Annotated in this window: 27 protein-coding genes; 7 read left to right on the forward strand and 20 right to left on the reverse strand. The window is 37.3% G+C overall.

Features of this window, described 5'->3' with window-relative positions; all coding sequences use genetic code 11:
- Positions 1 to 53: 53 nt before the first annotated feature.
- On the reverse strand, positions 54 to 620 hold the full coding sequence (locus tag ACQKIC_RS01290) for a cysteine hydrolase family protein (protein ID WP_427590785.1): 567 nt from the start codon (positions 618 to 620) through the stop codon (positions 54 to 56).
- A gap of 228 nt (positions 621 to 848) precedes the next feature.
- Here ACQKIC_RS01290 and ACQKIC_RS01295 point away from each other — a divergent pair, with 228 nt between their 5' ends.
- On the forward strand, positions 849 to 2,243 hold the full coding sequence (locus ACQKIC_RS01295; protein WP_427590786.1) for a M28 family peptidase: 1,395 nt from the start codon (positions 849 to 851) through the stop codon (positions 2,241 to 2,243).
- Between the two features lie 210 nt (positions 2,244 to 2,453).
- On the opposite strand, the gene ACQKIC_RS01300 is transcribed toward ACQKIC_RS01295, so the two are convergent.
- The 5 genes from ACQKIC_RS01300 to ACQKIC_RS01320 all read right to left on the reverse strand — a co-directional run bounded on the left by ACQKIC_RS01300 (position 2,454) and on the right by ACQKIC_RS01320 (position 5,479).
- Positions 2,454 to 2,864 carry a hypothetical protein gene (locus ACQKIC_RS01300; RefSeq protein WP_427590787.1) on the reverse strand — a complete coding sequence of 137 codons (411 nt, stop codon included), beginning with the start codon at positions 2,862 to 2,864 and terminating at the stop codon, positions 2,454 to 2,456.
- Positions 2,865 to 2,913: 49 nt separating this feature from the next.
- A complete protein-coding gene (locus tag ACQKIC_RS01305) occupies positions 2,914 to 3,192 on the reverse strand; it encodes a colicin immunity domain-containing protein (RefSeq protein WP_427590788.1) in 279 nt (92 codons plus the stop codon).
- A gap of 77 nt (positions 3,193 to 3,269) precedes the next feature.
- The gene (locus tag ACQKIC_RS01310) at positions 3,270 to 3,713 is read right to left on the reverse strand and encodes a GNAT family N-acetyltransferase (protein WP_427590789.1); all 444 of its coding nucleotides are present in this window, start codon (positions 3,711 to 3,713) and stop codon (positions 3,270 to 3,272) included.
- 203 nt (positions 3,714 to 3,916) lie between these two features.
- Positions 3,917 to 4,432, reverse strand: a complete 516-nt coding sequence (locus ACQKIC_RS01315) for a GNAT family N-acetyltransferase (RefSeq protein WP_427590790.1) — start codon at positions 4,430 to 4,432, stop codon at positions 3,917 to 3,919.
- 591 nt (positions 4,433 to 5,023) lie between these two features.
- Entirely contained in the window at positions 5,024 to 5,479 is a 456-nt protein-coding gene (locus ACQKIC_RS01320) for a hypothetical protein (RefSeq protein WP_427590792.1), read from the reverse strand.
- Positions 5,480 to 5,670: 191 nt separating this feature from the next.
- On the opposite strand from ACQKIC_RS01320, the gene ACQKIC_RS01325 reads away from it, so the two are divergent.
- The 3 genes from ACQKIC_RS01325 to ACQKIC_RS01335 are packed head-to-tail and all read left to right on the forward strand — an operon-like array spanning position 5,671 to position 7,908.
- A complete protein-coding gene (locus tag ACQKIC_RS01325) occupies positions 5,671 to 6,213 on the forward strand; it encodes a sigma-70 family RNA polymerase sigma factor (RefSeq protein ID WP_402873463.1) in 543 nt (180 codons plus the stop codon).
- Complete coding sequence (locus tag ACQKIC_RS01330) at positions 6,203 to 6,622, forward strand: PadR family transcriptional regulator (RefSeq protein ID WP_427590793.1); 420 nt, start codon at positions 6,203 to 6,205, stop codon at positions 6,620 to 6,622. The genes ACQKIC_RS01325 and ACQKIC_RS01330 overlap by 11 nt, the downstream gene beginning before the upstream one ends.
- The gene (locus ACQKIC_RS01335; protein WP_427590794.1) at positions 6,619 to 7,908 is read left to right on the forward strand and encodes an FtsW/RodA/SpoVE family cell cycle protein; all 1,290 of its coding nucleotides are present in this window, start codon (positions 6,619 to 6,621) and stop codon (positions 7,906 to 7,908) included. Before ACQKIC_RS01330 ends, ACQKIC_RS01335 begins: the two co-directional genes overlap by 4 nt.
- 321 nt (positions 7,909 to 8,229) lie before the next feature.
- On the opposite strand, the gene ACQKIC_RS01340 is transcribed toward ACQKIC_RS01335, so the two are convergent.
- From ACQKIC_RS01340 to ACQKIC_RS01405, 14 genes are all read right to left on the reverse strand, one after another.
- Positions 8,230 to 8,655 (reverse strand): MaoC family dehydratase, encoded by a 426-nt coding sequence (locus tag ACQKIC_RS01340; RefSeq protein WP_427590795.1) that lies wholly within the window; start codon positions 8,653 to 8,655, stop codon positions 8,230 to 8,232.
- Between the two features lie 238 nt (positions 8,656 to 8,893).
- Positions 8,894 to 9,439, reverse strand: coding sequence for an N-acetyltransferase family protein (locus tag ACQKIC_RS01345; protein WP_427590984.1), 546 nt, complete (start codon positions 9,437 to 9,439; stop codon positions 8,894 to 8,896).
- Positions 9,440 to 9,502: 63 nt separating this feature from the next.
- Positions 9,503 to 9,769, reverse strand: coding sequence for a CPCC family cysteine-rich protein (locus tag ACQKIC_RS01350; RefSeq protein ID WP_427590796.1), 267 nt, complete (start codon positions 9,767 to 9,769; stop codon positions 9,503 to 9,505).
- A gap of 209 nt (positions 9,770 to 9,978) precedes the next feature.
- The gene (locus tag ACQKIC_RS01355) at positions 9,979 to 10,428 is read right to left on the reverse strand and encodes an Lrp/AsnC family transcriptional regulator (protein ID WP_427590797.1); all 450 of its coding nucleotides are present in this window, start codon (positions 10,426 to 10,428) and stop codon (positions 9,979 to 9,981) included.
- Between the two features lie 27 nt (positions 10,429 to 10,455).
- Positions 10,456 to 10,587 carry a hypothetical protein gene (locus ACQKIC_RS01360; RefSeq protein ID WP_427590798.1) on the reverse strand — a complete coding sequence of 44 codons (132 nt, stop codon included), beginning with the start codon at positions 10,585 to 10,587 and terminating at the stop codon, positions 10,456 to 10,458.
- A gap of 98 nt (positions 10,588 to 10,685) precedes the next feature.
- The gene (locus ACQKIC_RS01365; protein ID WP_427590799.1) at positions 10,686 to 11,342 is read right to left on the reverse strand and encodes a Type 1 glutamine amidotransferase-like domain-containing protein; all 657 of its coding nucleotides are present in this window, start codon (positions 11,340 to 11,342) and stop codon (positions 10,686 to 10,688) included.
- A gap of 314 nt (positions 11,343 to 11,656) precedes the next feature.
- The gene (locus ACQKIC_RS01370) at positions 11,657 to 12,262 is read right to left on the reverse strand and encodes a hypothetical protein (RefSeq protein WP_427590800.1); all 606 of its coding nucleotides are present in this window, start codon (positions 12,260 to 12,262) and stop codon (positions 11,657 to 11,659) included.
- Between the two features lie 148 nt (positions 12,263 to 12,410).
- Entirely contained in the window at positions 12,411 to 12,854 is a 444-nt protein-coding gene (locus ACQKIC_RS01375) for a hypothetical protein (RefSeq protein WP_427590985.1), read from the reverse strand.
- Positions 12,855 to 13,070: 216 nt separating this feature from the next.
- Positions 13,071 to 13,226, reverse strand: a complete 156-nt coding sequence (locus ACQKIC_RS01380) for a hypothetical protein (protein WP_427590801.1) — start codon at positions 13,224 to 13,226, stop codon at positions 13,071 to 13,073.
- 291 nt (positions 13,227 to 13,517) lie between these two features.
- Positions 13,518 to 14,033, reverse strand: coding sequence for a cupin domain-containing protein (locus tag ACQKIC_RS01385; protein ID WP_427590802.1), 516 nt, complete (start codon positions 14,031 to 14,033; stop codon positions 13,518 to 13,520).
- Between the two features lie 82 nt (positions 14,034 to 14,115).
- Complete coding sequence (locus ACQKIC_RS01390; protein ID WP_427590803.1) at positions 14,116 to 14,970, reverse strand: DUF6843 domain-containing protein; 855 nt, start codon at positions 14,968 to 14,970, stop codon at positions 14,116 to 14,118.
- A gap of 136 nt (positions 14,971 to 15,106) precedes the next feature.
- Positions 15,107 to 17,560, reverse strand: a complete 2,454-nt coding sequence (locus ACQKIC_RS01395; protein WP_427590804.1) for a DUF2357 domain-containing protein — start codon at positions 17,558 to 17,560, stop codon at positions 15,107 to 15,109.
- Positions 17,532 to 19,256, reverse strand: a complete 1,725-nt coding sequence (locus ACQKIC_RS01400; protein WP_427590805.1) for an McrB family protein — start codon at positions 19,254 to 19,256, stop codon at positions 17,532 to 17,534. The genes ACQKIC_RS01395 and ACQKIC_RS01400 overlap by 29 nt, the downstream gene beginning before the upstream one ends.
- Before the next feature lie 254 nt (positions 19,257 to 19,510).
- Complete coding sequence (locus ACQKIC_RS01405) at positions 19,511 to 19,765, reverse strand: hypothetical protein (RefSeq protein WP_427590806.1); 255 nt, start codon at positions 19,763 to 19,765, stop codon at positions 19,511 to 19,513.
- A 215-nt stretch (positions 19,766 to 19,980) separates the two neighbouring features.
- Between ACQKIC_RS01405 and ACQKIC_RS01410 the strand changes: the two genes are divergently transcribed.
- From ACQKIC_RS01410 to ACQKIC_RS01420, 3 genes are read left to right on the forward strand one after another with little or no spacing between them, the layout of a single operon-like run.
- Complete coding sequence (locus tag ACQKIC_RS01410; protein ID WP_427590807.1) at positions 19,981 to 20,166, forward strand: DNA modification system-associated small protein; 186 nt, start codon at positions 19,981 to 19,983, stop codon at positions 20,164 to 20,166.
- Positions 20,167 to 20,181: 15 nt separating this feature from the next.
- A complete protein-coding gene (gene dndD, locus ACQKIC_RS01415) occupies positions 20,182 to 22,197 on the forward strand; it encodes a DNA sulfur modification protein DndD (RefSeq protein ID WP_427590808.1) in 2,016 nt (671 codons plus the stop codon).
- 4 nt (positions 22,198 to 22,201) lie between these two features.
- Positions 22,202 to 22,570, forward strand: coding sequence for a hypothetical protein (locus ACQKIC_RS01420; protein WP_403080219.1), 369 nt, complete (start codon positions 22,202 to 22,204; stop codon positions 22,568 to 22,570).
- Positions 22,571 to 22,593: the final 23 nt, after the last annotated feature.

Consider the following 22,593-nt stretch of genomic DNA (forward strand, 5'->3'; position numbering starts at 1 on the left):
TATAGGTCCACAGCTTTTTGATTGTTTCGTTTATCGCCATTTCCTTATCATTTTTAATTGGATGAACGGTATTCATTATGAACAGGGTTAAATAAATCTTCGGTAGATTGTCTAACAAGTGAAAAATTGTCTACATTATAGTGTCCATGAAGGGTTTCATTGTGATGGAGGATGATTTGTTTGGCAGATAGGATTTTCGAGTCAGTCGTGGAATGTCCATCTCCCACTAACGTGACATCATAGTGATTGATCGTTGCTGTTCGTACGGCCGTATCAATACAATGCTCGGTCTTACATCCCATTATCACAAGGTGCTCCACATGGTTTTCACGTAAATGTTCGTTCAACGGTGTACCATAAAACGAATTAGTGGCCGCTTTGTCCAAGATGGTAGCCGTTAATGGAACGTTAATATCTCTATGTATCTGAAATCCAGGTCCTTCACCACCTGCCACATCTAGATCCCTTATGAAAACAACGGGAATCCCTTCACGTATCGCTTTTTCAATGACGCTATTGATGGTATGGATGATTCTTTCTTTCTCAAAAACCCCTTGTTCCTCTGAATTCCCTTCCAATAAATCCTGTTGAGCATCAATGATCAATAAGGTTTGTTTCAATCCTTTCCCTCCTAAATCTATTACTGCTAAAAAGCATTTCTTCTAGTCCCTTATCTTTTCGGTAAAAGATAGATCGATACCTTTTTCCCTACCCGGATTTACCAAGCTTGTAGTATGTAAGTAGGTGTCAGATACCGATTGATTGTTGGATTATACAGACTAACGACTCATTTACAAACTATTCAGTAAATTACATAATTAGGGATAATATGACGAAGGTGGGATTTTATGTATAGAAGATCATTAACCGTACTATTAGCTACAGGTATGGTTCTATCAACAGGTACAGCATTGGCACAACCAAACGGAAACGGGGCACCAAATGCCCAGTCTAGCACAGCTTTTGATAACAAAGTTATTAAAAAGATCAGTGCGGACAATATGTATAACACGATTGCCTATCTATCAGAGGAACCGAGGGCTGCTGGTACAGAAGGCGAAATCCGTGCAGTCAAATACATAGAAAGTCAGTTTAAGAGTCTAGGTTTTGAAACAAAGATTCAGCCTTTTCCCATCTATGATACGGTGCAAACTGTAAAAGTGAAACTTGGTGACAGCGATTTAGGAGGAACACCGCGTGCCTTTAGCGGCAGTATCAGCGGGAAGGTCACCGCCGAACTTGTTTATGTTGGAAAAGCAAAGCCAGAGGAAATTGGCGATGATGTATCCGGGAAAATTGCCCTAATCGAACGTGGGGACATTAACTTTGTTGATAAGGTTCAGAATGTCTTAAATAAGGGAGCGGTTGGCGTCTTGATGTACAACAACTCCCCTTCAGGAAATAACTTTGGACAAGTATCAGCCGGGCAAAATATACCTGCTGTAGCCATTACCCAAGCCCAAGGGGTAGAGTTGGTGGAACAACTTAAAACTAAACCGATCACAACCACTCTGGAAGTGGGAAAAGTCGAGAGAATCGAAAAGACATCCTACAATGTCATCGCTTCCCTAAAGCCAAAACCAAATAAGGATAATGGTCAAATCATCACGGTTGGAGCCCACCATGATTCTGTCCCAGGCGGCCCTGGTGCAAACGACGATGCTTCGGGTGTATCGGCTGTGCTGGAACTGGCAAGGATCCTGGCCAAAACGCCAATTGACACGGAAATTCGCTTCATGACGTTTGGAGCGGAGGAAAGAGGGCTCGTTGGATCATCTTTCTATGCGAATTCCCTTCCCAAATCGGATGTAGACCGCATGGTGGCTCATTTCCAAATGGATATGATAGGTGGACGTGATGCAGGCGCGGATAATCCAGCAGGCGGTTTGATCATGTATACCATCGATGGAAAGAAAAACCTTGTAACGGACCTGGGTTCCTCAGCAGGAGCAAGAACAATGGATGTGGCAATTCCTTTTGGACAGCTGGGCAGAAGTGACCACCAACCATTCCATGAGCTTGGCATTCCATCGGCCCTGTTCATCCATTCCCCTGTAGAGCCTTGGTATCACCAGCCTACAGATACACTGGATAAGATATCCAAAGAAAAATTACAGCAAGCCACTGAAATTGTCGGTGCCAGTGTGTATCAAATTGCCCGTCCGGAAACGCCGGCATTAAAAAATGCACGGGTGGCTCCTGTCACGGTGGACTATGACTTTGAAAACCGTCCTGTAGACTAAGTATTACATTGTACAGGAGATTACGAGATTAATATTGGGGCTTGAAAACCAGGAGAGCAGCTGTATAATTTACAGCTGCCCTCTTCTTTTTACGGGTTATTTCTAGGTCCCTTAGTTGATGTAAGAAAGAAAAAAGGATAGCAACAATCTTTTATACCGTACTATGACTTTTATATCTTCAACTAACGCATTCGTTAGTTAAAGATGCCTTTACTTTTTAAATCTCACCAACGTTTTTTCTGGTATTTTAATCTGGTCAATATCAAAGTTATTGATTTGGAGAGTTATCTCACCATCTCGCTTATCCGTTTCATCTCCAATCCAACAACTAAACAGTTCAAAATAATCTCCTTTTTCAAGATAGCTGTCCATTCTTTTACAAAGTTCTAACAAATTTACTTTTGATTTTGCACAGGTTTCTTGATTCATATATTCTGAAATCTCAATTCCCCAGTGACTTGATACCTCGTAAACATAAGGGGTAGTCAACTGATATTTCTTTACATGTTGGAGTTCCCTTTCTCCTGCAAAACAACTTCCAATGTAAAAAAAGTCATCCGAATATTCATCATCATTAATTGCTAATTCTATATTGCTACCAATGTAGGAAGCTAAACTCATTCTCACTCAATTCTTTGGTAATCATATTCTGCCTCGTTTGTTAAAGAAACTATTGGCTATACGAGGGTTTATTAAGTAAAATTAATGCTTGATTTACTTCTTTTCTTAATCGTTGTTCTGAAATCTCAAAGGCTGTTTCTTGTCCGGGAAGACACTCGTGCCAGTAACAATCAACCGCTTCAAAAACTCCGTTTAAAATCTCGAATAAAGGACTCCCCATTCTTTCTGTTTCTTCTTTACATGTAATTAAATATTCACGTTCAAATTCTTCAACAGTTATGACTTCATTTATAAAATCCTTCATTAACCTCTTATACTTATCAACCAATATTGCTTTACCTCTCTTTTTTTCAATTTCTTCTTTACCCTAATATAACTCCAATCTAGCAGATAATGATGAGTGTGTTACCTTTGCAATATCATATCGACGTGAGGGATATTATCTTCTAAATATGTTTCCGATATAGGTTGAAAACCAAAGGAATTATAAAATGCTCTTAAATAATCTTGGGCTTGGATTTTAACCTTTGTTTCTTTCAATTCATTCTGGATAAAATCTAGTCCTTTCTTTAAAAGTTCCCCTGCAATTCCTTGTCCTCTGTATTCTTTCTTTACTAAGACTCTTCCAATAGAAGCTTCTTGATAAGAAACACCAGCGGGTACAATTCTTAAATAGGCAACGATTTCTCCATTCTCTTCTTTAAAAAGATGATAGGATAAAGGATCTTTACCATCAACTTCAAGATAGGGACAATTTTGTTCCACCACAAAAACCAAAGTTCTTTCTTTTAAAAGCGTATATAGTTCTAAATTTGTTAATTCATCAAATTTTTTGAGATTCCAATTCATAGTTTTCCACCTCTTATTTTTATTCCAATCCATTTAAATCCATATATTAAAAGTAATGTAACTCCGGCAGGTTGCAACAAAAACCCTAGTTTCTTATCTAATTCTATGTCATCTGATCCCTTTCTACCCCTTTTGTTCCACAAGAAAAAGCTGCCTTAAAGACAGCTCCTATCTTCAGCTAAAGCACTTGTTAGTTGAATAAGCTAAGATTTCCACTCCTCATCTAAAAGTGCGTAGTAATACTCGTCCCACCATTCGTTTCCTTGCGGTATACACTTCTTGAAAAAACCTTCTCTTCTCATACCAATTTTCTCCATAACTCGATATGAGGGAATATTCTCAGGCTGACAAGTCGCTATAATCCTATGTAATTTCATTGTCTCAAAACCATATTTCAATATAGAATGTGCTGCTTCAGATGCATACCCTTTATTATAATATTTTGGATTGAACACCCAACCTATCTCATACGTATGTTCACCAAAATACTTATGGAACTCAATGTGACCAATCAATGTTTGGTCTTTCTTTAATAACACAGGGAAATTCCTAGCATTTTCACTACTGTTTTTAATTACAAATTCCTTTGAATCTTCATCAGAAAAAACACCTTCTGGCATATATTTCATAACATCAATATCAGATGTATACTCATGTACACATCGCCAATCATCATATGTAAATTTACGTATTATTAATCTTTCCGTTGCTATGTTCATTTGCTTTCCCCCCGTAATTTCCCTTTTTCTATCTTTGTCTATTGATGTACTATTCAACTAAACTGCTTCGTTAGTTTAAATTAGAAATTAGAAACATCACAAACAGTGTATTATTTCATTTAAACAATGTTTATATCAGGCTATGTTTAAGGTTGATTGAAAAAACGCAAAGTATTTGGTTATATATGTTAAAATAAAATAATCTTATTATAATTTCCACTTAAATCCAAAAATCAGAAGGGAATAAATTTAATATGGATATAACTTTCACTTCATTTTTAGTTATTTTACTAATAATTTCAATCGTAATAAATATTTATTTATACATTCAGCTTAAAAGATATCAGGTAAATGACAGGGCTCATAAAGCTACGTGGCAAGAGGTTATGGGAATTCATAATCCAGTAAACCTATTAGTGTGGTTCTTTTTAACTGTGGGTTTATTTTTGGGAACGATAGTATTAATAGTCGAAGTATTCACCCTATAAAATTATCAAGTGTGTATTGCTTATCGATAGTACGTCCCAAATATATTCTCCCACTAACCTGCCCCGTTAAAGATAGCCACAATCTTCAACCAACTCACACCCCTTATAAGTTATTTAAACCCTTGACCATCTGCCTGATTGCTCCTAAATGATACGCAGCATGGGCTAATGCCCCTAAGAGAATAGTGGCCGTAGAAGAATTTAGGTCTCGTTCCTGACTGATGTATTCCGTCATCTTCATATATTCATGATGTAGCCCATTCTTTATGTCCTCCCATTCACCGCTTGTCACTGCTCCAATCTCCCAACTTTCAGCCCAATTGAAATCCTGCTCCTTGCCCTTCAATGATTGGTTATTCGCCCATAAGTGGTAACGTGTGTGATCCGTATGAGCCGCGATCGTCACGCCTTCGATTAGTACCGAAGCTTCCTCAGAGCTTAATGGATTAATAGTGCCGAACAATCCACTCCCTGGCTTCGATTCAGTGAACCAACTCGATTTGCCTATCGGACCTTCAAATGTTTCACTTAATATGGTCTTCATTCCTTCCATGTCCAAATTGTAACCCCTCCTACACTATTTTTACTTATAGTATTCAACAATCGGATATACAGAATACTTCATTATAAATCAATCAATATTTCTTATTTTCAACTGCCATCACAACAAATGGGATAATTTTATAAAAATAGAAAACCTTCTTATACGTACTATCGTCTATATATCTAGGAAAGGAAGTGTGAACTGTTTTGGAGGAGTTTGTGTTGAAGTGGTCTCAATTGAAAGATGATGAAGCCTTATTTGATGAAATGATGTCCCTTTATGGTCAGGATATTTTGCAATTGGTCTATTCCTATGTAAAAGATGCAGTTGTCGCCGAGGACCTGACACAGGAGATCTTCATCAAATCTTATAAAGCTTTGCCTACATATAACCAACAATCTAGTATACGGACGTGGCTTTGGAAAATCGCTATTAATCATTGTAAGGATTATAGGAAAAGCTGGTACTTCCGAAACGTTTCGACTGCGGATCAGGAGCTTGAATGGACTTCTACCAATAATGTGGAAGATGATGTCATTCAGCAGGATGAAGATAGAAAACTGGCTGATGCAGTCATGGCCCTGCCGATTCAGTATCGCGAGCTGATTTACCTTCATTATTTTCAAGAAATGAAGCTCAAGGAGATCTCTGAAATTACCGGGGTCAAACTCGGCACTGTGAAGACCCGTATGCGCCAGGCGAAAAGAAGGCTAAAAACCTATTGGGAGGAATCTACCGATGGAAGATAAATTAACACGCTTGAAATCGGCTATGAAAAAACATACATTTCCTGAATTGAAATTCACGGATGACCATAGAAGTTCCATCCATTCTTCTATCAAAAAGCAGGATGCGAGCATGGAAGACATCATGATTGCCATTTTCAGATCATTGGATAAGGAGAAAAGTGGTTATCAAATTAATGAATCGCTCTACCAGAAAGGCATCCGGAATTTTGAAGGTAAAGATGGTTCCTTGTATACTGTCTTGCATGAGCTTGAGAAGGAAGGCTGGCTCCTGTCTTTTTGGGAAACGGATGAAAGGAAACTCTATTCCTTGGATGAACGTGCGAAAAAGTGGCTAAAGAAAAAGGAATCAAAAAGTGGTTCTGCCTCTACTCTTTGGAGGACAGCGTTTGAAGGAGGAAGAGGCGATTGAGAAGCAATCAATTTTTAGATGAGGTTTCGTCGTATATCCGATCAAAAGAAGCCAAAAAGTATATAGAAGCTGAACTAAAAGGCCATTTGCATCAAGCCAAAAAAGAATGGATCAAAAAAGGATATAAAGAGGATGAAGCAGAAGAACTGGCCGTCCGGAATATGGGTAGCCCCTCTGAACTTGGATTGAAGATGGACAAGCTGCACAGGCCGAAGATCGATTGGAAGCTGATGAGCATGTTTCTATTCATGTCAGCTGCTGGCCTGTTTTTATTTTGGTCCTTATTTAAGGATGGGAATTCCTTTTCCGTTCTGAAGCAGGTCTATTCTGTCATAGGAAGTATCATTTTAGCCTGTGTCCTTCTTTTTTTCGATTATCGAAAATTACTAAGATGGGGCTGGGTTTTATTTACGATAGGATGCCTGATTCTTGTTCAGTTCCAATATTCGAATGTTTTAGTACATGGGCGTCCTCAACTGAATATTCTGGGCTTAATGTCGGTCGATTCTATTGTAGTTCTGCCCATTTTCCTCCTGGCCTGGGCCGGAATACTGCAATCGAAAAAGATGAATGTTTATTTGGCAGCCTTTTTATACATTTGTTCTGCCTTTTTGTTTATGAATACAGCCAACGTGCAGGCGGTGGGGCTATACTCATTGATGGTTGCTGTGATGGTCTGGAGAAGCGGCCTAAATAAAAAGAAAATCCTTATAACGGCGACGGTGCTGCTTACTACATGCATTTCCCTTCTGCTTATATCCTTGAAAGATTCGGGGGTCTATCAAATAAGGGCCTATCAATTCGAACGGATTTTAGCCTTCGTTACGCCTGAAAAATTCAGTGAGACATCAGGGTATACCTATTTGAAACTAGAAAGGCTAATTGAGGATGCCGGATGGTTTGGCCATTTTGGTTCCCTTGGAGCGTTTGATTTTTCTAATGAAATGATGACGGATTTTATCTTTGTCACCATTACCTATAATCTTGGCTGGGTTGGGGCCTTGCTCATAGGTCTCCTATTTTTATGGATGATTTGGCGAATTTCTCGTATATTCCAAACTGTGAAAGACCCTTTTGGGAAAATGCTTGTTTCCGGCTGTTTTGCCATATTCACTGCACAAGTAACCATCAGCATCGGAATGTCTCTCGGCTTATTACCGATCATAAGCCTATCCCTTCCATTTATGAGTTATGGTGCATTATCAGCGATGGTCAACGCCTTCTTGTTCGGTTTAATTTTAAGTGTTTATCACAAAAAAAACAGTATACGGATGGAGAAAATTTGAGAGTATGATACCGTAGCTCATACTCTCTTTTCTTAAGAAACTAGGAATGGATAAAGGCAAGAAATCTTATACTATAGAGGCATAGTAGTGAAAATAAAAAGAACCCATTTTGAAAAAAGATTGATCAAACTGGGTTCTTTTCTTGTGATTAAGTATAAAGTTATTATAAAACCCTTAATGAAATAACGTACCTATTAGTTGAAGAAAATTGAAGTGCCCCAAAAAAAGAATTACATTATCATCTTAATAAAATATTTTGGTGATTCCGAATAGCCTTGACGGGAATACAATCTATGAAACTGTCCCGTTAGTTGTATAACTTCATCGCTTCATCAATACTGACAATTCACCTGTAAATACTTTTTCTTTTTTATCATTGTGAGTAGATAATAATACAGTAAGGATTCCCGATTCTTCTTTTATCGCTTTTTTATCAAGAACTTCAACGATCGTATATAATTCATCATTAGGGTACACGGGTTTTATAAATTTAATATTATTCATCCCAGTTCCAGCAATAACATCCTCTCCATACATGCCTTGTTCAATCCAAAGTTTAAATGAAATGCTCATCGTATGTATTCCAGAAGCAATAATTCCATTGAATCTACCTTGATTCGCTTTTTTCTCATCTAAATGCATATACTGAGGATCAAATTCCCCTGCAAATTTCATAATTTCCTCTTGTGTTAATTTCATGGACTTAGTTTCAAATACCTGTCCAATTGTAAACTCATCTAACTTCATGAATACACCTCTTATTTAGAAATCTTTGCGCTTGTTTATAATAGAAGAGCATCACTTACTTAGCAAATTTTTATAAACCAAACCATCATTATAATTGTACATACCTTCTTTTTACTTTACTACCCTGTTAGTCTTGTATTCCGGTACGTAACAAAAAAAAGCCAACAGATTTTCTATCGACTTTATTTTTTCCTATTAAGCTACAACCCCTGTTAGTCGAACAATAAAAAAGAACTTATTATTCATTAAATCTACCCATTATCACAGTATTATAATAATTCCCATCTGATAGTAATTTATCCTTCCTTAAGACTCCTTCTTCTTCAAAACCATATTTTTCATAGAGCATTATGGCTTTTTTATTGGTTTCAAGTACCCTCAAAGTAATTTTCTTAATTCCTATTGTATCTGTCCATCTAATAGTTTCCTTTAACAAGTTTGTACCCATGCTATATCCCCAGAAATTCTTTACTACACATACTCCAAACTCAACTTGATGAGACATTCTTTTCAATTTATGACCTTCACACCTGGAGAAACCAACAATCTTTCCGTTTACTTCGCAAACCAAAAAAAGATTATGGGGACTTTCTGTATCGCTTTTAATTAATTGTTTAAAGCCACCTTCATCTATATATGCTTCCCCTTGTTCTCTATCCATATTTTCTGTTTCGCCATCTATTTGTAACCGTACTTCAGTCAATTCTTTCGCATCGTTCTCTTTTGCTTCCCTTATAATATAGGTTAAATGACGATTATGAAATTCAAATGGATTTACTTTTATTTCTAACCCCACCTTTCTTAAACTAAGATGCCTTATAGACAGCTCCGATGTTCCGCTAACAGATCAGTCAATAAACGGTTTCCACTTAGGATCCTTTATATCAGATTTATTCGGCTTTCTTACAAATTGTAAACTTCTTTCACCTTTAGCACCAAGTTTTTTAAAATTTAGTTGTGCTTCTCTAAAGGAAACATAATTTGCTCCATCCTCATCTGGATGTTCATATTGGTAACCATCATCTTCCCAAAAACAGATTTCACAAATATCATACGTTCCTGGAGGTTCTACATCTAAAGTTTTATATCCACAACAAGGACAAGTATATTTCATACAATCCACCTCGATAGTTTTTATGTATTTCACTATACTTCAAAATGTACCAGTAAACTCATTACAGTCGTTTTCATTTTTCCTTTAATAGGATCATAGAAAAAAACACCTCTACGCTGGTTAAGAGAATTCTATTCCAAATTTCAACGCAAGGTATTTTTTATTCATCCCCTATTATCGGTACTTATCAAACTCGAACGAAGAAAGCGTTATTCGTCAGCTGCTAATGAGGCGTTATTCCGTTTCTTCACTTCCTTAATGGACAAGTACAGCTGATAGTTTCCATAGTTCAGTAACTCATTCAATAGTTGATTTAATGCATCCTGTGAACCAACCGTTATCTTCATAAGGTAACAGGCATCTCCCGAAACACGATGCGCTTCGGTAATTTCATTACGTCTTTCTATGAACTTCAATAAATCATTATGCATAGGAGCATTCATAAAAAAGATGATAAAGGCTGTATAAGGAAGCCCCATCTTCCATTCATCAATCACGATTGAATAGGCTTGAATGATGCCGTTATCCTCCATCTTTTTTATGCGATTACCGACAGCCTGTCCTGTCATATGAATGGTTTCGCCGATTTCCTTCCATTGCATGCGAGCATTTTTATTTAATAATTGTATTATTTTCAAATCAGTGGAATCAATTTGCATAGTCAAATTCCTTTCACAGTGAAAGTATTATCCATCATATTGTTTCATGGGCCCATACATGATGATGTACCCAGCCACTTCACATAGGATGGAATCCCTAAGCTCTCTTAAGCTCTCTTTAAAAAAGCCTTTCAGTCTATCTTTTCTTCTATTTTTCATCTTCTAGCCCCTCTAGCTCTACAATTGAATCCAATGTAATAAAGGGAAATTCCTTATATATAGTTTATATTTCAAAAGTCGGATAGGTTTTCATATTACTAGAGCGTCTCGTCCAATTTCTGAATCTTTGAGCGGGAAATTAAATATACATTGCCTAAAATGTCGATTTTTTCTCCCTTTACACGTATTGCGCAATCTTTGTTAGACGCATAAATATTAATTTCTTCCGATAAGGGAGACAGTTCGTCTTGAACCAATGCAATGTTATTTTCAAGATCAAAATGAGAAAGGACGGAAAAATTGTCAAGGCCGATTCCATCGTAAACAGAGTTTATTTCAACTTTATAGCCGAGGTTTTTCGAACATAACCATTTAGCGGACATATTGATTGCACCAGCGCTTGCTCCCATCACAACGGCTCTGCTTTTTTTAATCGAATCCGACAATTCATATTCCACTAAAAACCCATTTTGTTTAAGAGTATCTCCACCCAACAAGAAAATAACTGAAGCATTTTGAATTAAAGTTTGGGCATCTTCTTTCTGTACGTGATAATTAATTAAATGATATTCATCAAACATAATGCCAGCCTGGTCAAACCACGAGCGTTCAATAGCACCATCATCCTCAAAAAATAATGGATTCGAGCTAATCATAGCAAGCGATTTTCTATCAGTTATATCCCCCTGTAACACCCTGCCCAGATTATCTGGAAAAAAGTTATTAAACCAACCTAAATAATAATGAGTTTTCATAAGTTCCCCCATAACAAAGTGTAAAAACTATTCATTTCCTGCGTTACTCCTTCTGTTATCTTGTTACCAACACAATATCCACTTTATACCTCGTTTACCGTACCGAATTAAAAGGATTGTGACACATCTTCATCAAATTTTTTTAAACGGTATACTTTACTTTAAATCTGCAGCTACCGCCTCCATCAACAACTTTACATATAAATCCATTTATTCATTCGACTAATCTGTCCTGTTAGTTGCATAAAGAAAGAGCTGCCTTAATGACAGCTCTGATCTTCAGCTAACGCACCCATTAATTGAAGAAGAATTTTCTATTCTTCGTATTCATAGATAATAAAATCAGTATTAGGTGGGAGTTTTTCTGAGATTTTTGTAATTGTTGAAAATTGACTATCATTCGATATTGCAAAAAGATTATCACCATCAAAACCAACCCAAAACACACAGTCATTCTCAAGGAGAGTAACTACTGGAATATCAATCTTTTCTATGCCAAAAATGGTTTTTATACTCATTTTCTCTAATCTAAAAACATCCCTTTTTATCGACCATAAAGCTACATCATTCATACCTCCACAAGCATATACATATGGGAATATAACACTAAACTGTCTGTAATTTTCGATAATCGCCTTATAGAATCCAAATTTAGCTCTTATAAACTCGATATTATATGTTTGGCAATCTTGTTCAAATTCCTCTTGATTGAAATCATGTACTTCAACAAATATGTATATGGGAAAATGATTGATTTCATTCATCCAGTTTGAAACAAATTCACCTACATTATCATTACTATTAAATGTAAAATCAACTATATTCTCTGATTCGCCTTCAATCGCAAAAGGGAAATAACCACAAGCATCAGGAATGTCAGAAATCCATTTATGAGGAATAAATCCAATTTCTAATCTCAATAATAATCCTCCTTTACAAAATACTTCTTATCGTATGATATTCTTTCAGAACTGATTATTCCACTAACCTGCCCCGTTAGTTGCATAAAGAAAGAGCTGCGTTAAAAATAGTCTCACTCTTCAACTAACACACACCAGTTCTTATAAATTATTTAACACCCTTGACCATCTGCCTGATTGCTCCTAAATGATACACAGCATGGGCCAATGCCCCTAAGAGAATAGTGGCAGTAGAAGAATTTAAGTCTCGTTCCTGACTGATGTATTCAGTCATCTTCATGTATTCATGATGAAGCCCATTCTTTATGTCCTCCCATTCACCGTTTGTCACTGCTCCGATTTCCCAGCTTTCATCCCAATTGAAATCCTGCACCTTGCCCTCCAATGATTGGTTATTCGCCCATAAGTGGTAACGTGTGTGATCCGTATGAGCCGCAATTGTCACGCCTTCGATTAATACCGAAGCTTCCTCAGAGCTTAATGGATCAATAGTGCCGAACAATCCACTCCCTGGCTTCGATTCAGTGAACCAACTAGCATTGCCTTCCGGGCCTTCAAATGTTTCACTTAATAAGGTCTTAATTCCTTCCATGTCCAAATTGCAACCCCTCCTACCCTATTTTTTTTATAGTATTCATCAATCGGATATACAGAATACTTAATTATAAATCAATCAATATTTCGCCCGATTATTGAGAATTTCCTTCTTTCACTAACCTGCCCATAAGTGCTTTAAGAAAAAGGCTGCCTTAACAACCGTGAAAAAATTGAAGGAATGCTCTCGTTAGCTCTATGTTGACTAACCCCTTCACCAAATGTTCTTGATTAAGCGAATTATCATTCTTGGTATAAGCATTAAGACATACCCAGCCACTTCAAATACGATTGACTCCCTAAGCTCCCTTAAGGTTTCTTTAAAAAAGCCTTTCAGCCTATCTTTTACTTTTCTTTTTCTATTTTTCATCTACTAACTCCTATTATCTCTACAATTGGAATCAATGTAATATACAGTATGTACTAAAGTCTTACTGGAACCATTATTCCAACGATACTAATCTCTCGTTTGTTTCGTGTATTTGTGGTTATACGGAGAAAGGATTAGTTTGTATTGGTTCACTACAAGACCTCCTCACTTTTCTATAATACTATGTTGTTTTCCTGTTATACATTCAATAAATACTACCTCTTCATGATTAAAGACGGAAAAAAACCTTGTCCGCAATTACCAAGACAAGGGTTCTTTTACGAAAAACGATTATTCAGGGATTTCCTCGTAAGCCAGCTTCGTGATTACGTCTCTATGTTGAGGATATTTTGACAATAGCTCTTCTTGAGTGAACAACTCAAAGTCCTGGAACTCAAAACCAGGCGAGACCATGCACCCAACTAATGAGAACGTATCTTCATCCATGACGGAAGAACCAAAGATAGAATTTTTCGGGACCAATACTTGTGGGATTTCCCCTTCGTCCAGGTTAATCCCCAGCTTACGTTCTTTGTAATCTCCCTTTTCATCAATCACATGAATCGTTAAAGGGCTTCCCGCATGGTAATACCATAATTCATCGGATTTCAAACGATGTAGATGGGAAATGTCATTCGAGCCCAATAGAAAGAAGATGCTTGTATATAGCTTTCTCTTTCCTTCAAACTCTACCGATAACTCTTGATCTGAAGTCCGCTCCTCGGATTCAAATGTCCGCTTATAAAACCCACCCTCAGGATGTGGTTCCATTCCGAGTTTTGTCACATAATAGTTCGCATCGTTCATAGAAAATACCTCCAAAAAAAGTCCGCTCCGTAGTAAGACGGCTGCATGATTTGATACTACCATACCGTATCTACAATGCAATCTAGTATGTAAGCTTATCCAATCCTTCTTCATCGATAATTTGGTCTAATGAAATGCCACGGGGCATATCGGGTGGGAATCCATTTTCACCAAATGCTTCACCACATTGTGTATGTGTAACAAAAAAGTAGGAACTGGAGTATTCGTATTCTTCGTTCCCGCCATCAGAACCTCCACTATGGATGCAGCTATCATCAATCTTCTCTTTATTTCCTTCTGCATCTACATAATAATATTGATTATTGATTATGCCTTCGCTTTCAGGAAACGGACTGAGTGTGTAGCCTTTATCATTGATTCGGTACACATCAAAGCCTTCACTTTTTTCAGGCGGTGGCGCACCTTCGATATTGTATACCACCCTCACTTCCCCCTCATACCCTTTTGGAATGAGGAACAATTCATTGGTTTGCTCTTCAAACAATGAATTCGGGATTAACATCGATCCCCATGCAGCTAAAGAGAATAGAAGTACGGTAGCTAGCGCATTCATGAAGATCATCTTGTTGGCTGTCTTTAGCCCCTTACCGTTTCCTCTCGCTCTCTGCCACTCTTCTGAAAGAAAGAAAAGCAAAGAGCAGACAACCGCAAAGACTCCTAGATCTCGTAAAACGATGAAGGATAAAAACCCAAATACCGAATAGATCAAAGAAGCCAAAACAAAACGATATCTTCCAGACTTTCTCGTGACAAAATCCGATAAAAACGAAACCGGTAGCCCGTACACGGCACATCCGATGAATGCATAGATCAATACGGGTATAACCATCCAAGGTTCCAACAGAAGAAAGAACCCACCGAGGATAACACTGACAACTATGACGGATTTAATTTTTCTACTGATGATGTGCTGCATTTCATTTCTCCTTTGGTTTACACTTGTTTCTCGAGTCTTATTCCCCATAATTTTCTATTTAACTATAAATCCACCATACACTATATTCCAATAAAAAAAATCCATTTCACAGATAGTAAAATGGATTTGCATCTTATTAAAGCAATCTAAGCACTTCCCTAAATACCTTCGATGGCTGGTGAATCAATAACTCTGTACTTAAGACCTGTGTCTCGATATCCTTACTTATCGATAAGGTTTGTTCTTCTTGGTTCAACCGAATTTCGATATCTTTAAATGAAAAGGTTCCAATCTTGGAGGCGTGATCAACGACCTGATTATCCAGGCTGATTTGAATCTGATCCGATATCCTTCTAAGCATCCTCCACAGAGTCGTTTCCTGTTTGTTTTTCATATATAACTCTGGCAGCTCTTTCGCGTCGTTTAGTTGGGTTATTGTGGTCATCATATAGGTGGCGATTCCGTATTTAACCGGACGGATCGCCTGCTTCGTATTCTTCCAGACTTCCACAAAGAACGTCACGAAATGCTCATCCGTTGATAACCTCTTGATTTCACCATACTCCGTAATGCCGTTCTCTTCGATGCCAGAGGTCTTGTAAAGGGCTACATATTTCGCTTCCTGCCACCCTTTTCTCAAACTAGTAACCGGAATTTGATAGTGTCCTTGTTGGATAAAATCTCGGTAATCCCCTTCAGACGAAACCGTTCCGACAAGTACTTTTTCCTCTAACGTGGATGTCCATTCTTCTTTCGTTCCCCTAGGTAAGATCCCTTCCGCTTGGATTTCCTCAGGACTTTTTTCAATGAGGTGCTCGATGAATTGTTCGACCAGATCCGTGGTCTGTGGCAAAAATGGCAGGCCGCCGATATTGACCGAATCGATACTCGTATAAAAGTGGTGGTCTTTATAGCTTTGTTCATCAGACCAGGGAAATAACACATACGCCCCGAATGCCGTCCGCTCGTATGGACCCTCATTCATCGAGACAATGGAATCCCGGTACCGGTGCATCGTATTAATGTCCTCTTCTAGGGGTCCAGGTGTTTGATAACGACTTTGGTAATAGCTGTCCGGCTGGGCATAATCAATCCGGTACTTCGCATCGAATACATAGTTATAGCTATGGCTCTTGCCTTTTTTTGCAATCGTCAACATCGTATCAGGCTTTTGCGATACGGTCGGCAATTTCCCGACATACTTTTGATACGTGAGTTCGATTCTTTCCTTTGTCACTGGGTGCTGGAAGACTCGCCTTGCCGTACGATTGGCTTCCAAGTTTACGAAGAGGCCCTCTCTGTTCACACTGACAATATCTTGACTCATCAGTGTATACTTGCTGTTCAAAATCTGACCAAGCTTCAAAAAGGTCCAGTATTCATATAAGGTGGCGACGTCCTTCACCGACATTTGATAAAGCTTCCCTTGCAGCATGAGTCCTTTTGAAACCGTTAAGAAAATTTGAAACGCATCTCGATACCCCGGTGCCATTTGGAGTACCAAACTCATGACCGAACGATCAAGCCGGCCGATCCTTCGCCAAAAGCCATTCTTCTTAATCGATTCCAGCTGATGTTTCATCTCATTCAAACGCAGTAACAGTTCCGGATCCGGCTTTTCCTTGAAGCGTTTATTCTGGTTCGTCAACGCTCCCAGTAAATCATCGAACTTATGAATTAACCGTTCCATCATCCATTTCACATAGCGGTTTTCATTTGTATCGTAACGCAGCTCTTTTTTGGGCTTCATGCCATCGCGCGGCATCATCATTTTCCCGTGGATGTGAATCCCTTTTTCCACTTCAACGAACGACTGACTGCGCTTTTGCAGATGCTTCCGGGTATAGGAATCAGCCTTGCTCATTTGATCGCCCCGTGCTTTTACATACGTCGTTTCCAACTTGTGATGCGGCTGCCGCTCCACTCGGTTGACTGCCTGGATGAATTGCTTGAAGTGCTTCGTCATCAATCGGTAAAATTCCGCCCGGCTTGGTTTGCCATCCAGCTTAATGCTGGCACCTAAATAGGTCTTCCGGATAAAGTGAAAGGCCAAGTTATAAATCTCATCATTCACTTCATCCAGCAACTGGCGGTAATCCTTCTGATAATCCAATTTGACCGGAAAGATCTCAAGTGTCACTTCCACTAGCACGCGGTCTTTGGAACGAATTTCAAAGGTCGTATACCCGACCTCATTTTGAAACTGAAGATTCCCCATCAACATCGGAATTTCCGCTAGGTCTACTCGTGATACCGCCTGGCGCAAGATAGGATGCTCATGATAGAAATCCAATTCTTGATTTCGTTTGGAAACCACAATCACTTGATACGACCCATTCTCGAAGAAGATCGGGCGTACGTCCTGTGACTCGGTTAACTTCCCCGATTCAATATCATAGACTTCAACACGTTGTATCTTCTCACCCTGTACGGAAAATTGCATCACATCATGAAAATCCATCTTGCGGTACTGCTTTAATCCCTCATACCGGTAATGAAATGGCTTTCCCTTGATCGCAAGGGACAGACTATCTGTCTCGATTTTGACCAGCGTGACATCATCAGGAGATCCAGAAGGAAGTGAAGCCATCTTCTTCTAACCTCCCTAACATCTCGACTACCTTAGCCGCACACTTTGGATACCTCGCCGTACTACTTTCATTCCATGCCGGATCATCGCTATATTCTTTGTTCGTAAATAATTGATATAACCCTCTTAACAGCCGATCTACACGGCTGTCACTTCCAGAAATGCGTGGCAGGATCTTCTGTAAAATGCAGTGATCGAACGCTGTATGAAAATCCATCAAATCGCTTTCTTCATTATATGCAAGATAAAAGCAAATCTCGTCGCGAACCCGGTACCCGATATGGGCATTTGTTAAGATCAACGATTTATTGATTTCTTCTAATTCCGCCGTGACCTTCTGAACCAAATCCTGATTTCCGAGATATAGATCTTTCAGGTGCAAGTATTTCGACCTGAACATATGGTCCTGAACCAGCTTTGATTCCACTTCTTCTTGGTCTTCCAAAAAGGAAAGATTCGATAACGCCACCCGGTTAAATTCAATCGTATTCGCCCGGTCGAGCACCTTTTTACTAAAGGGATGGGTCGTTTCATCCATATTGACCGTCCCGATGACATACAGATTCACAGGCAGCCTGATATCCCGCTGTGCCATCTCCGCTGATAGAAGGGTCGACGTAACCATCTCCCCGGCTTCCCACTTCCGGCTCTCCATCACACTCAGCACATCACTGAAATAATGCTCCACCCGTGCCAGATTCATCTCATCCAGCAGCACAAAATAAGGATTATCCGGATTCTGCTCCGCCTTTTCAATCACCCTCGTAAACGGACCCTGCTTGAAGTCGCCCTTAATATCCACATACCCAAGCAAATCCGACCCATCATTCCAATCCGGACGAATCGGAATCAACGTAAACTGCCCATTCTCCTCCGTCGCCCCCACGCTCTCCGCAAACCACTGAACAATCTTCGTCTTCCCCGTACCGGAAATCCCGGAAAGAATGACGAATGGTTTTGTTTTAAGAGATAAAAATAGATTAGTGACTTCTTCCCTGGTGTAGAAGAAACCTTTGGCAGTTATGTAGGAATGGATGTGGGTGATAAGGTCTTTGTTCGTCGCTAGCCATTTTTCTTTTTCGTATGTAATTTCACTACCCATAGGTGGTGCATATAAAGGATCGATCTGAGGATCTTTCTTAAATTCAACATACTCTTCATAATAGCCAACCATCATTTCAAGGTCCTGTATAAGCTCAGATTCCGACGGTAGGTCGTCCAGGTTATATTCAATATAAGCAGCTGTAGAATTTACATATTGTTTCGCTCTGCTACTCTCCCCTAAAAATAGGTAATCATCTTGTTTCACTGAAGAATCCATAGAAATATGTCCACGAATATCTCTCTTGATCCGCTCCATATCTTCTTTCGATGTTTCCGTAACACCCTGACTGAAAGACAAATACAGTCTCTTCATATCTTCACTGAATAAATAAACCAGATAATAGCCTCTTTGCGTAGAATTAGTGACTGCATTATTTAGAATCGATATCCAAGGTACCGTTGCCCAGTTTCCTTTACCCGCAGAAGCAGCAACAGAGTAATTTACTTCATTAAGAAAAGGTAATTTGTTAATCTCACTCGGTACATCATGTCTTATAAATCTTGCCAAAGCATGCCCACCAAAATTACCACTTCTTGCTGCTAGATATTCATTTGATATTTTCAAAAAACACTCTCGAAGTTTACTGTCCACTTTTGGCAACCCCTTATTGAATGAAGCTTCTTGTACACATATCTTAAAATAAATTAACTTGTATACCTACTTAGGTTTGATTTTATAATATTAAAAACAACTTATTCATCATTATTATCATATACATTTAGTACGATACTTTTATATATTTCTCAGGAAAAATGAAGTTAATTTAGACACTAAAAATCCTACTCAAGTTATCAAATTCAGTAGGATTTATTTACTATTTTATTAATTGAAAGTCTTTATCATTTTCACTTATCTATCTCAACATACCTTTTAAACTTGTTCCTGAAAGTGACTGTACTCATCATAAGATTTGGAACAGGTGAACCGTTCCAGGTAGACACTGTTTCTATACCATTATCATATAATTTGATAATTTCTTCACAGATATTAATTACATCCTTTAGACTATAGTCGATGTTATCTTGATCAAGCTTTTCTAATATATGCTTTGGGATTTGCTCAATCCATTTAACTCCCTTGCTTGCTATAGGCTTAGCCATTCTATCACCTCACTGTATATGATACCACATCCTTCCATATGTTAAAGATGTATTATGACATGAACTATAAGATAAATGACCTATTATCTTAAGTACTATAAAATGGAAATTATTAGTTTACCCGGATAATATAAACTATTCCGTAATTGTGTGATAAACTTAAATTGAATATATTTACTTTAGTTATATTCAATTTAATATAAAGGTGAATTGCCATGAAAGATATAAAAAAAAGAGAAATAGAACTTCTAGCTAAAATTTGTAAAGAAAATGATGTTCCTTTCAACCTTGCTACCGAATTAATTAGCACAGCAAGAAAGTTATCTTATGAAAATGTTAGTTCATCCAAAAGAGTGAATGAATATCAAGAAATAATAGCCTACCGCTATAAAAATAATTAGTAAGGTGATAAATAAATGCTTTTAAAAAAACTGACTTTAAAAAATTATAAAACGTATTATGGTATTCAAGAAGTAGATATGTATATCCCTAAAAAAGTAAGAGAAGAAGAAGGAAAAAATATAATTCTTCTTGGAGGGCTTAATGGGGCTGGAAAAACTACAATTTTAAAAGCTATCCTCTATACTTTATTCGGTAAAAGAGGAATGAGTGAAACTGAATATAAAAGATTATTTTCTAACGTTATTAATAATACATTCTTTGAAGAAGGCGGAAGAGAATGCAGTGTTTCCCTATCTTTAGAAACAGATTCTGGTGAAGAATGGAATCTGAAAATTAAATGGTTTTTTGACCAATTAAAAAGAGTGACTCTTGAACAACGTGAACTTGAGGTGAGAAAGTCTGGCTCAACTCATGCCAAGCATGTACGAATTGATAATCTGGAAGTTTATAATAAATTTATTGATAAGATCATTCCATATTATGCAGCTCCTTTCTTTATCTTTGATGGCGAAGAAATTAAAGATATTATCCTACGGCAAAATAGTACAGAAATGAAAGAAGCAATTCATAAAATAACTGGCATGGAAGCATACAACCAATTATTAAGCGATCTTCAGACTTTAAAAAAATCATTAGATAATAAGTTGACTAAATCAGTAAGCCATACAAAACTAAAAAACACTCAAATAGAGCTTGATGAAGTAATGGAAGTCATTACAAGATTCGAATCTAAAAAAGAAGAGCTCCTAACCATAATTAAAAAATACAACACTTCCATCAATGAAGCAAAACAAGCTCGAACAAATAAAATATCTTTAAACTCAAAATCTCGTGAAGTAATTGTAAAACAGCAATCCAAAGTGGCTACAGAATTAGAGCATGCTAAACAGGAATTAAGTACATTCTTAGAACAAAACACTCTAAATATTATTTTAGCTGAAAAAATCTCTAAATTAAAAAATCAGTTAAAATTAGAAAATGAAATTAATCATAAGCGTATTTTACAAAATGCTTCATTAGCCCCTTATCAAAAGTTCATGAAACAATTACTTAGTAAAAGCATCACTCCAGCCTTAACACCTGAACAATTAAGACAGATCGAAGACCTAGGCGAAGAGGTATGGATTAAAAATAATAATATTAAGCTTACAGTACCAACTGATTTTAATGAAATTCATGATATTTCAAATAATGACTATAACATTCTTCTAAATCAGTCTACTAAGGATAAAAGTCAAGCAGTTAGTCTCATAAATAAGATAGAGAAATTACAGCAAGAATTAGAAGCTTCAGAACATGAAATTCGAAATGCACCCGAGTCTGTAGATATTAGTGAAGAAAACAAAAAGATTGATATCTTAACACAGAATATTGGTAAACATAATAGTACACTCCAGAAAATTAATAAGAGGTTAACTACCGCAAATGAGGAAAAAACGGATTTAATGAACTTAATTACCCGTATGGCTAACCAAGATGGATCTTTAGAACAAATCCAAACGCAAAGTATTCAGGTTCAGAAAACAATTAATACTATGCAACAATACGTCACGGAGTTGACGACTATGAAAGCTACCTTCATTAAAGATGAGTTCTCAAGTATGCTACAAAAATTATTCAGGAAACAAGACGAGTTTGGAAAAATTGAATTTGATATAAATACTTATTCTATTCGACTTTATAATGATCGTATGCAGGAAATCAGCATTCAAGATCGCTCAGCAGGTGAAATGCAGATGATTTCTTCCGCTTTGATATGGGCATTAACAAAAGCATCTGATTTATCCTTACCTGTTGTAATTGATACACCTCTTGGAAGGCTAGATAGCTTCCATAGAAACCACCTTATTAATCATTATTACAAAGAACTCAGTGATCAAGTCATCATTCTTTCTACTGATACAGAAATCACACAAGAGTATGAAAAAGTAATGGAGAAAAATTCTTATAAACAATATATGTTAGATTATAATGAAAAGAAGAAATATACCATCATAAGAGACGGATATTTTGATTTTGTTAAAGGGTGATTAAATGTCAAATCGTAGAATGTCGTTATCTGAAGAAGGAAAAATAATATTGGATCAAATAATGGATTCCTTAGAAGTTGAAAGACCTTTTGCAGTTAAAATTGCTCTAGCGAAAGGAATATCCAAATCTGATAGTATGATAACAGAAGAATATAGCGGTGGAAAAAATAAATGGACAATCCCAGATAATATTATTAAGGATAAAGAATTTCTTTTATTTAAACATCTTATTATTAATGAAGTAAAAACTTCATTGGATGATGAAAATCTTCACAAGCATATGATTGCCTTCATTGAAAAGGGTTTAAGAATCCTAAAAAAAGAACTAGAAGAAAAAACTTCAATTGAGGATTATAGAATTACAATCCTCTAAAAAAAATCATCCCACCTTAAGCA

This window comes from Peribacillus sp. NPDC046944, from assembly GCF_050272735.1.
GTDB lineage: Bacteria > Bacillota > Bacilli > Bacillales > DSM-1321 > Peribacillus.

What these genes read in the sequence shown, in the direction of transcription:
- ACQKIC_RS01295 (WP_427590786.1), top strand. Translation starts at nt 849, where the DNA reads ATGTATAGAAGATCATTAACCGTACTATTAGCTACAGGTATGGTTCTA.
- ACQKIC_RS01300 (WP_427590787.1), bottom strand. Translation starts at nt 2,864, where the DNA reads ATGAGTTTAGCTTCCTACATTGGTAGCAATATAGAATTAGCAATTAAT.
- ACQKIC_RS01310 (WP_427590789.1), bottom strand. Translation starts at nt 3,713, where the DNA reads ATGAATTGGAATCTCAAAAAATTTGATGAATTAACAAATTTAGAACTA.
- ACQKIC_RS01315 (WP_427590790.1), bottom strand. Translation starts at nt 4,432, where the DNA reads ATGAACATAGCAACGGAAAGATTAATAATACGTAAATTTACATATGAT.
- ACQKIC_RS01330 (WP_427590793.1), top strand. Translation starts at nt 6,203, where the DNA reads ATGGAAGATAAATTAACACGCTTGAAATCGGCTATGAAAAAACATACA.
- ACQKIC_RS01340 (WP_427590795.1), bottom strand. Translation starts at nt 8,655, where the DNA reads ATGAAGTTAGATGAGTTTACAATTGGACAGGTATTTGAAACTAAGTCC.
- ACQKIC_RS01350 (WP_427590796.1), bottom strand. Translation starts at nt 9,769, where the DNA reads ATGAAATATACTTGTCCTTGTTGTGGATATAAAACTTTAGATGTAGAA.
- ACQKIC_RS01355 (WP_427590797.1), bottom strand. Translation starts at nt 10,428, where the DNA reads ATGCAAATTGATTCCACTGATTTGAAAATAATACAATTATTAAATAAA.
- ACQKIC_RS01360 (WP_427590798.1), bottom strand. Translation starts at nt 10,587, where the DNA reads ATGAAAAATAGAAGAAAAGATAGACTGAAAGGCTTTTTTAAAGAGAGC.
- ACQKIC_RS01365 (WP_427590799.1), bottom strand. Translation starts at nt 11,342, where the DNA reads ATGAAAACTCATTATTATTTAGGTTGGTTTAATAACTTTTTTCCAGAT.
- ACQKIC_RS01375 (WP_427590985.1), bottom strand. Translation starts at nt 12,854, where the DNA reads ATGGAAGGAATTAAGACCTTATTAAGTGAAACATTTGAAGGCCCGGAA.
- ACQKIC_RS01380 (WP_427590801.1), bottom strand. Translation starts at nt 13,226, where the DNA reads ATGAAAAATAGAAAAAGAAAAGTAAAAGATAGGCTGAAAGGCTTTTTT.
- ACQKIC_RS01385 (WP_427590802.1), bottom strand. Translation starts at nt 14,033, where the DNA reads ATGAACGATGCGAACTATTATGTGACAAAACTCGGAATGGAACCACAT.
- ACQKIC_RS01390 (WP_427590803.1), bottom strand. Translation starts at nt 14,970, where the DNA reads ATGCAGCACATCATCAGTAGAAAAATTAAATCCGTCATAGTTGTCAGT.
- ACQKIC_RS01395 (WP_427590804.1), bottom strand. Translation starts at nt 17,560, where the DNA reads ATGGCTTCACTTCCTTCTGGATCTCCTGATGATGTCACGCTGGTCAAA.
- ACQKIC_RS01405 (WP_427590806.1), bottom strand. Translation starts at nt 19,765, where the DNA reads ATGGCTAAGCCTATAGCAAGCAAGGGAGTTAAATGGATTGAGCAAATC.
- ACQKIC_RS01410 (WP_427590807.1), top strand. Translation starts at nt 19,981, where the DNA reads ATGAAAGATATAAAAAAAAGAGAAATAGAACTTCTAGCTAAAATTTGT.
- dndD (WP_427590808.1), top strand. Translation starts at nt 20,182, where the DNA reads ATGCTTTTAAAAAAACTGACTTTAAAAAATTATAAAACGTATTATGGT.
- ACQKIC_RS01420 (WP_403080219.1), top strand. Translation starts at nt 22,202, where the DNA reads ATGTCAAATCGTAGAATGTCGTTATCTGAAGAAGGAAAAATAATATTG.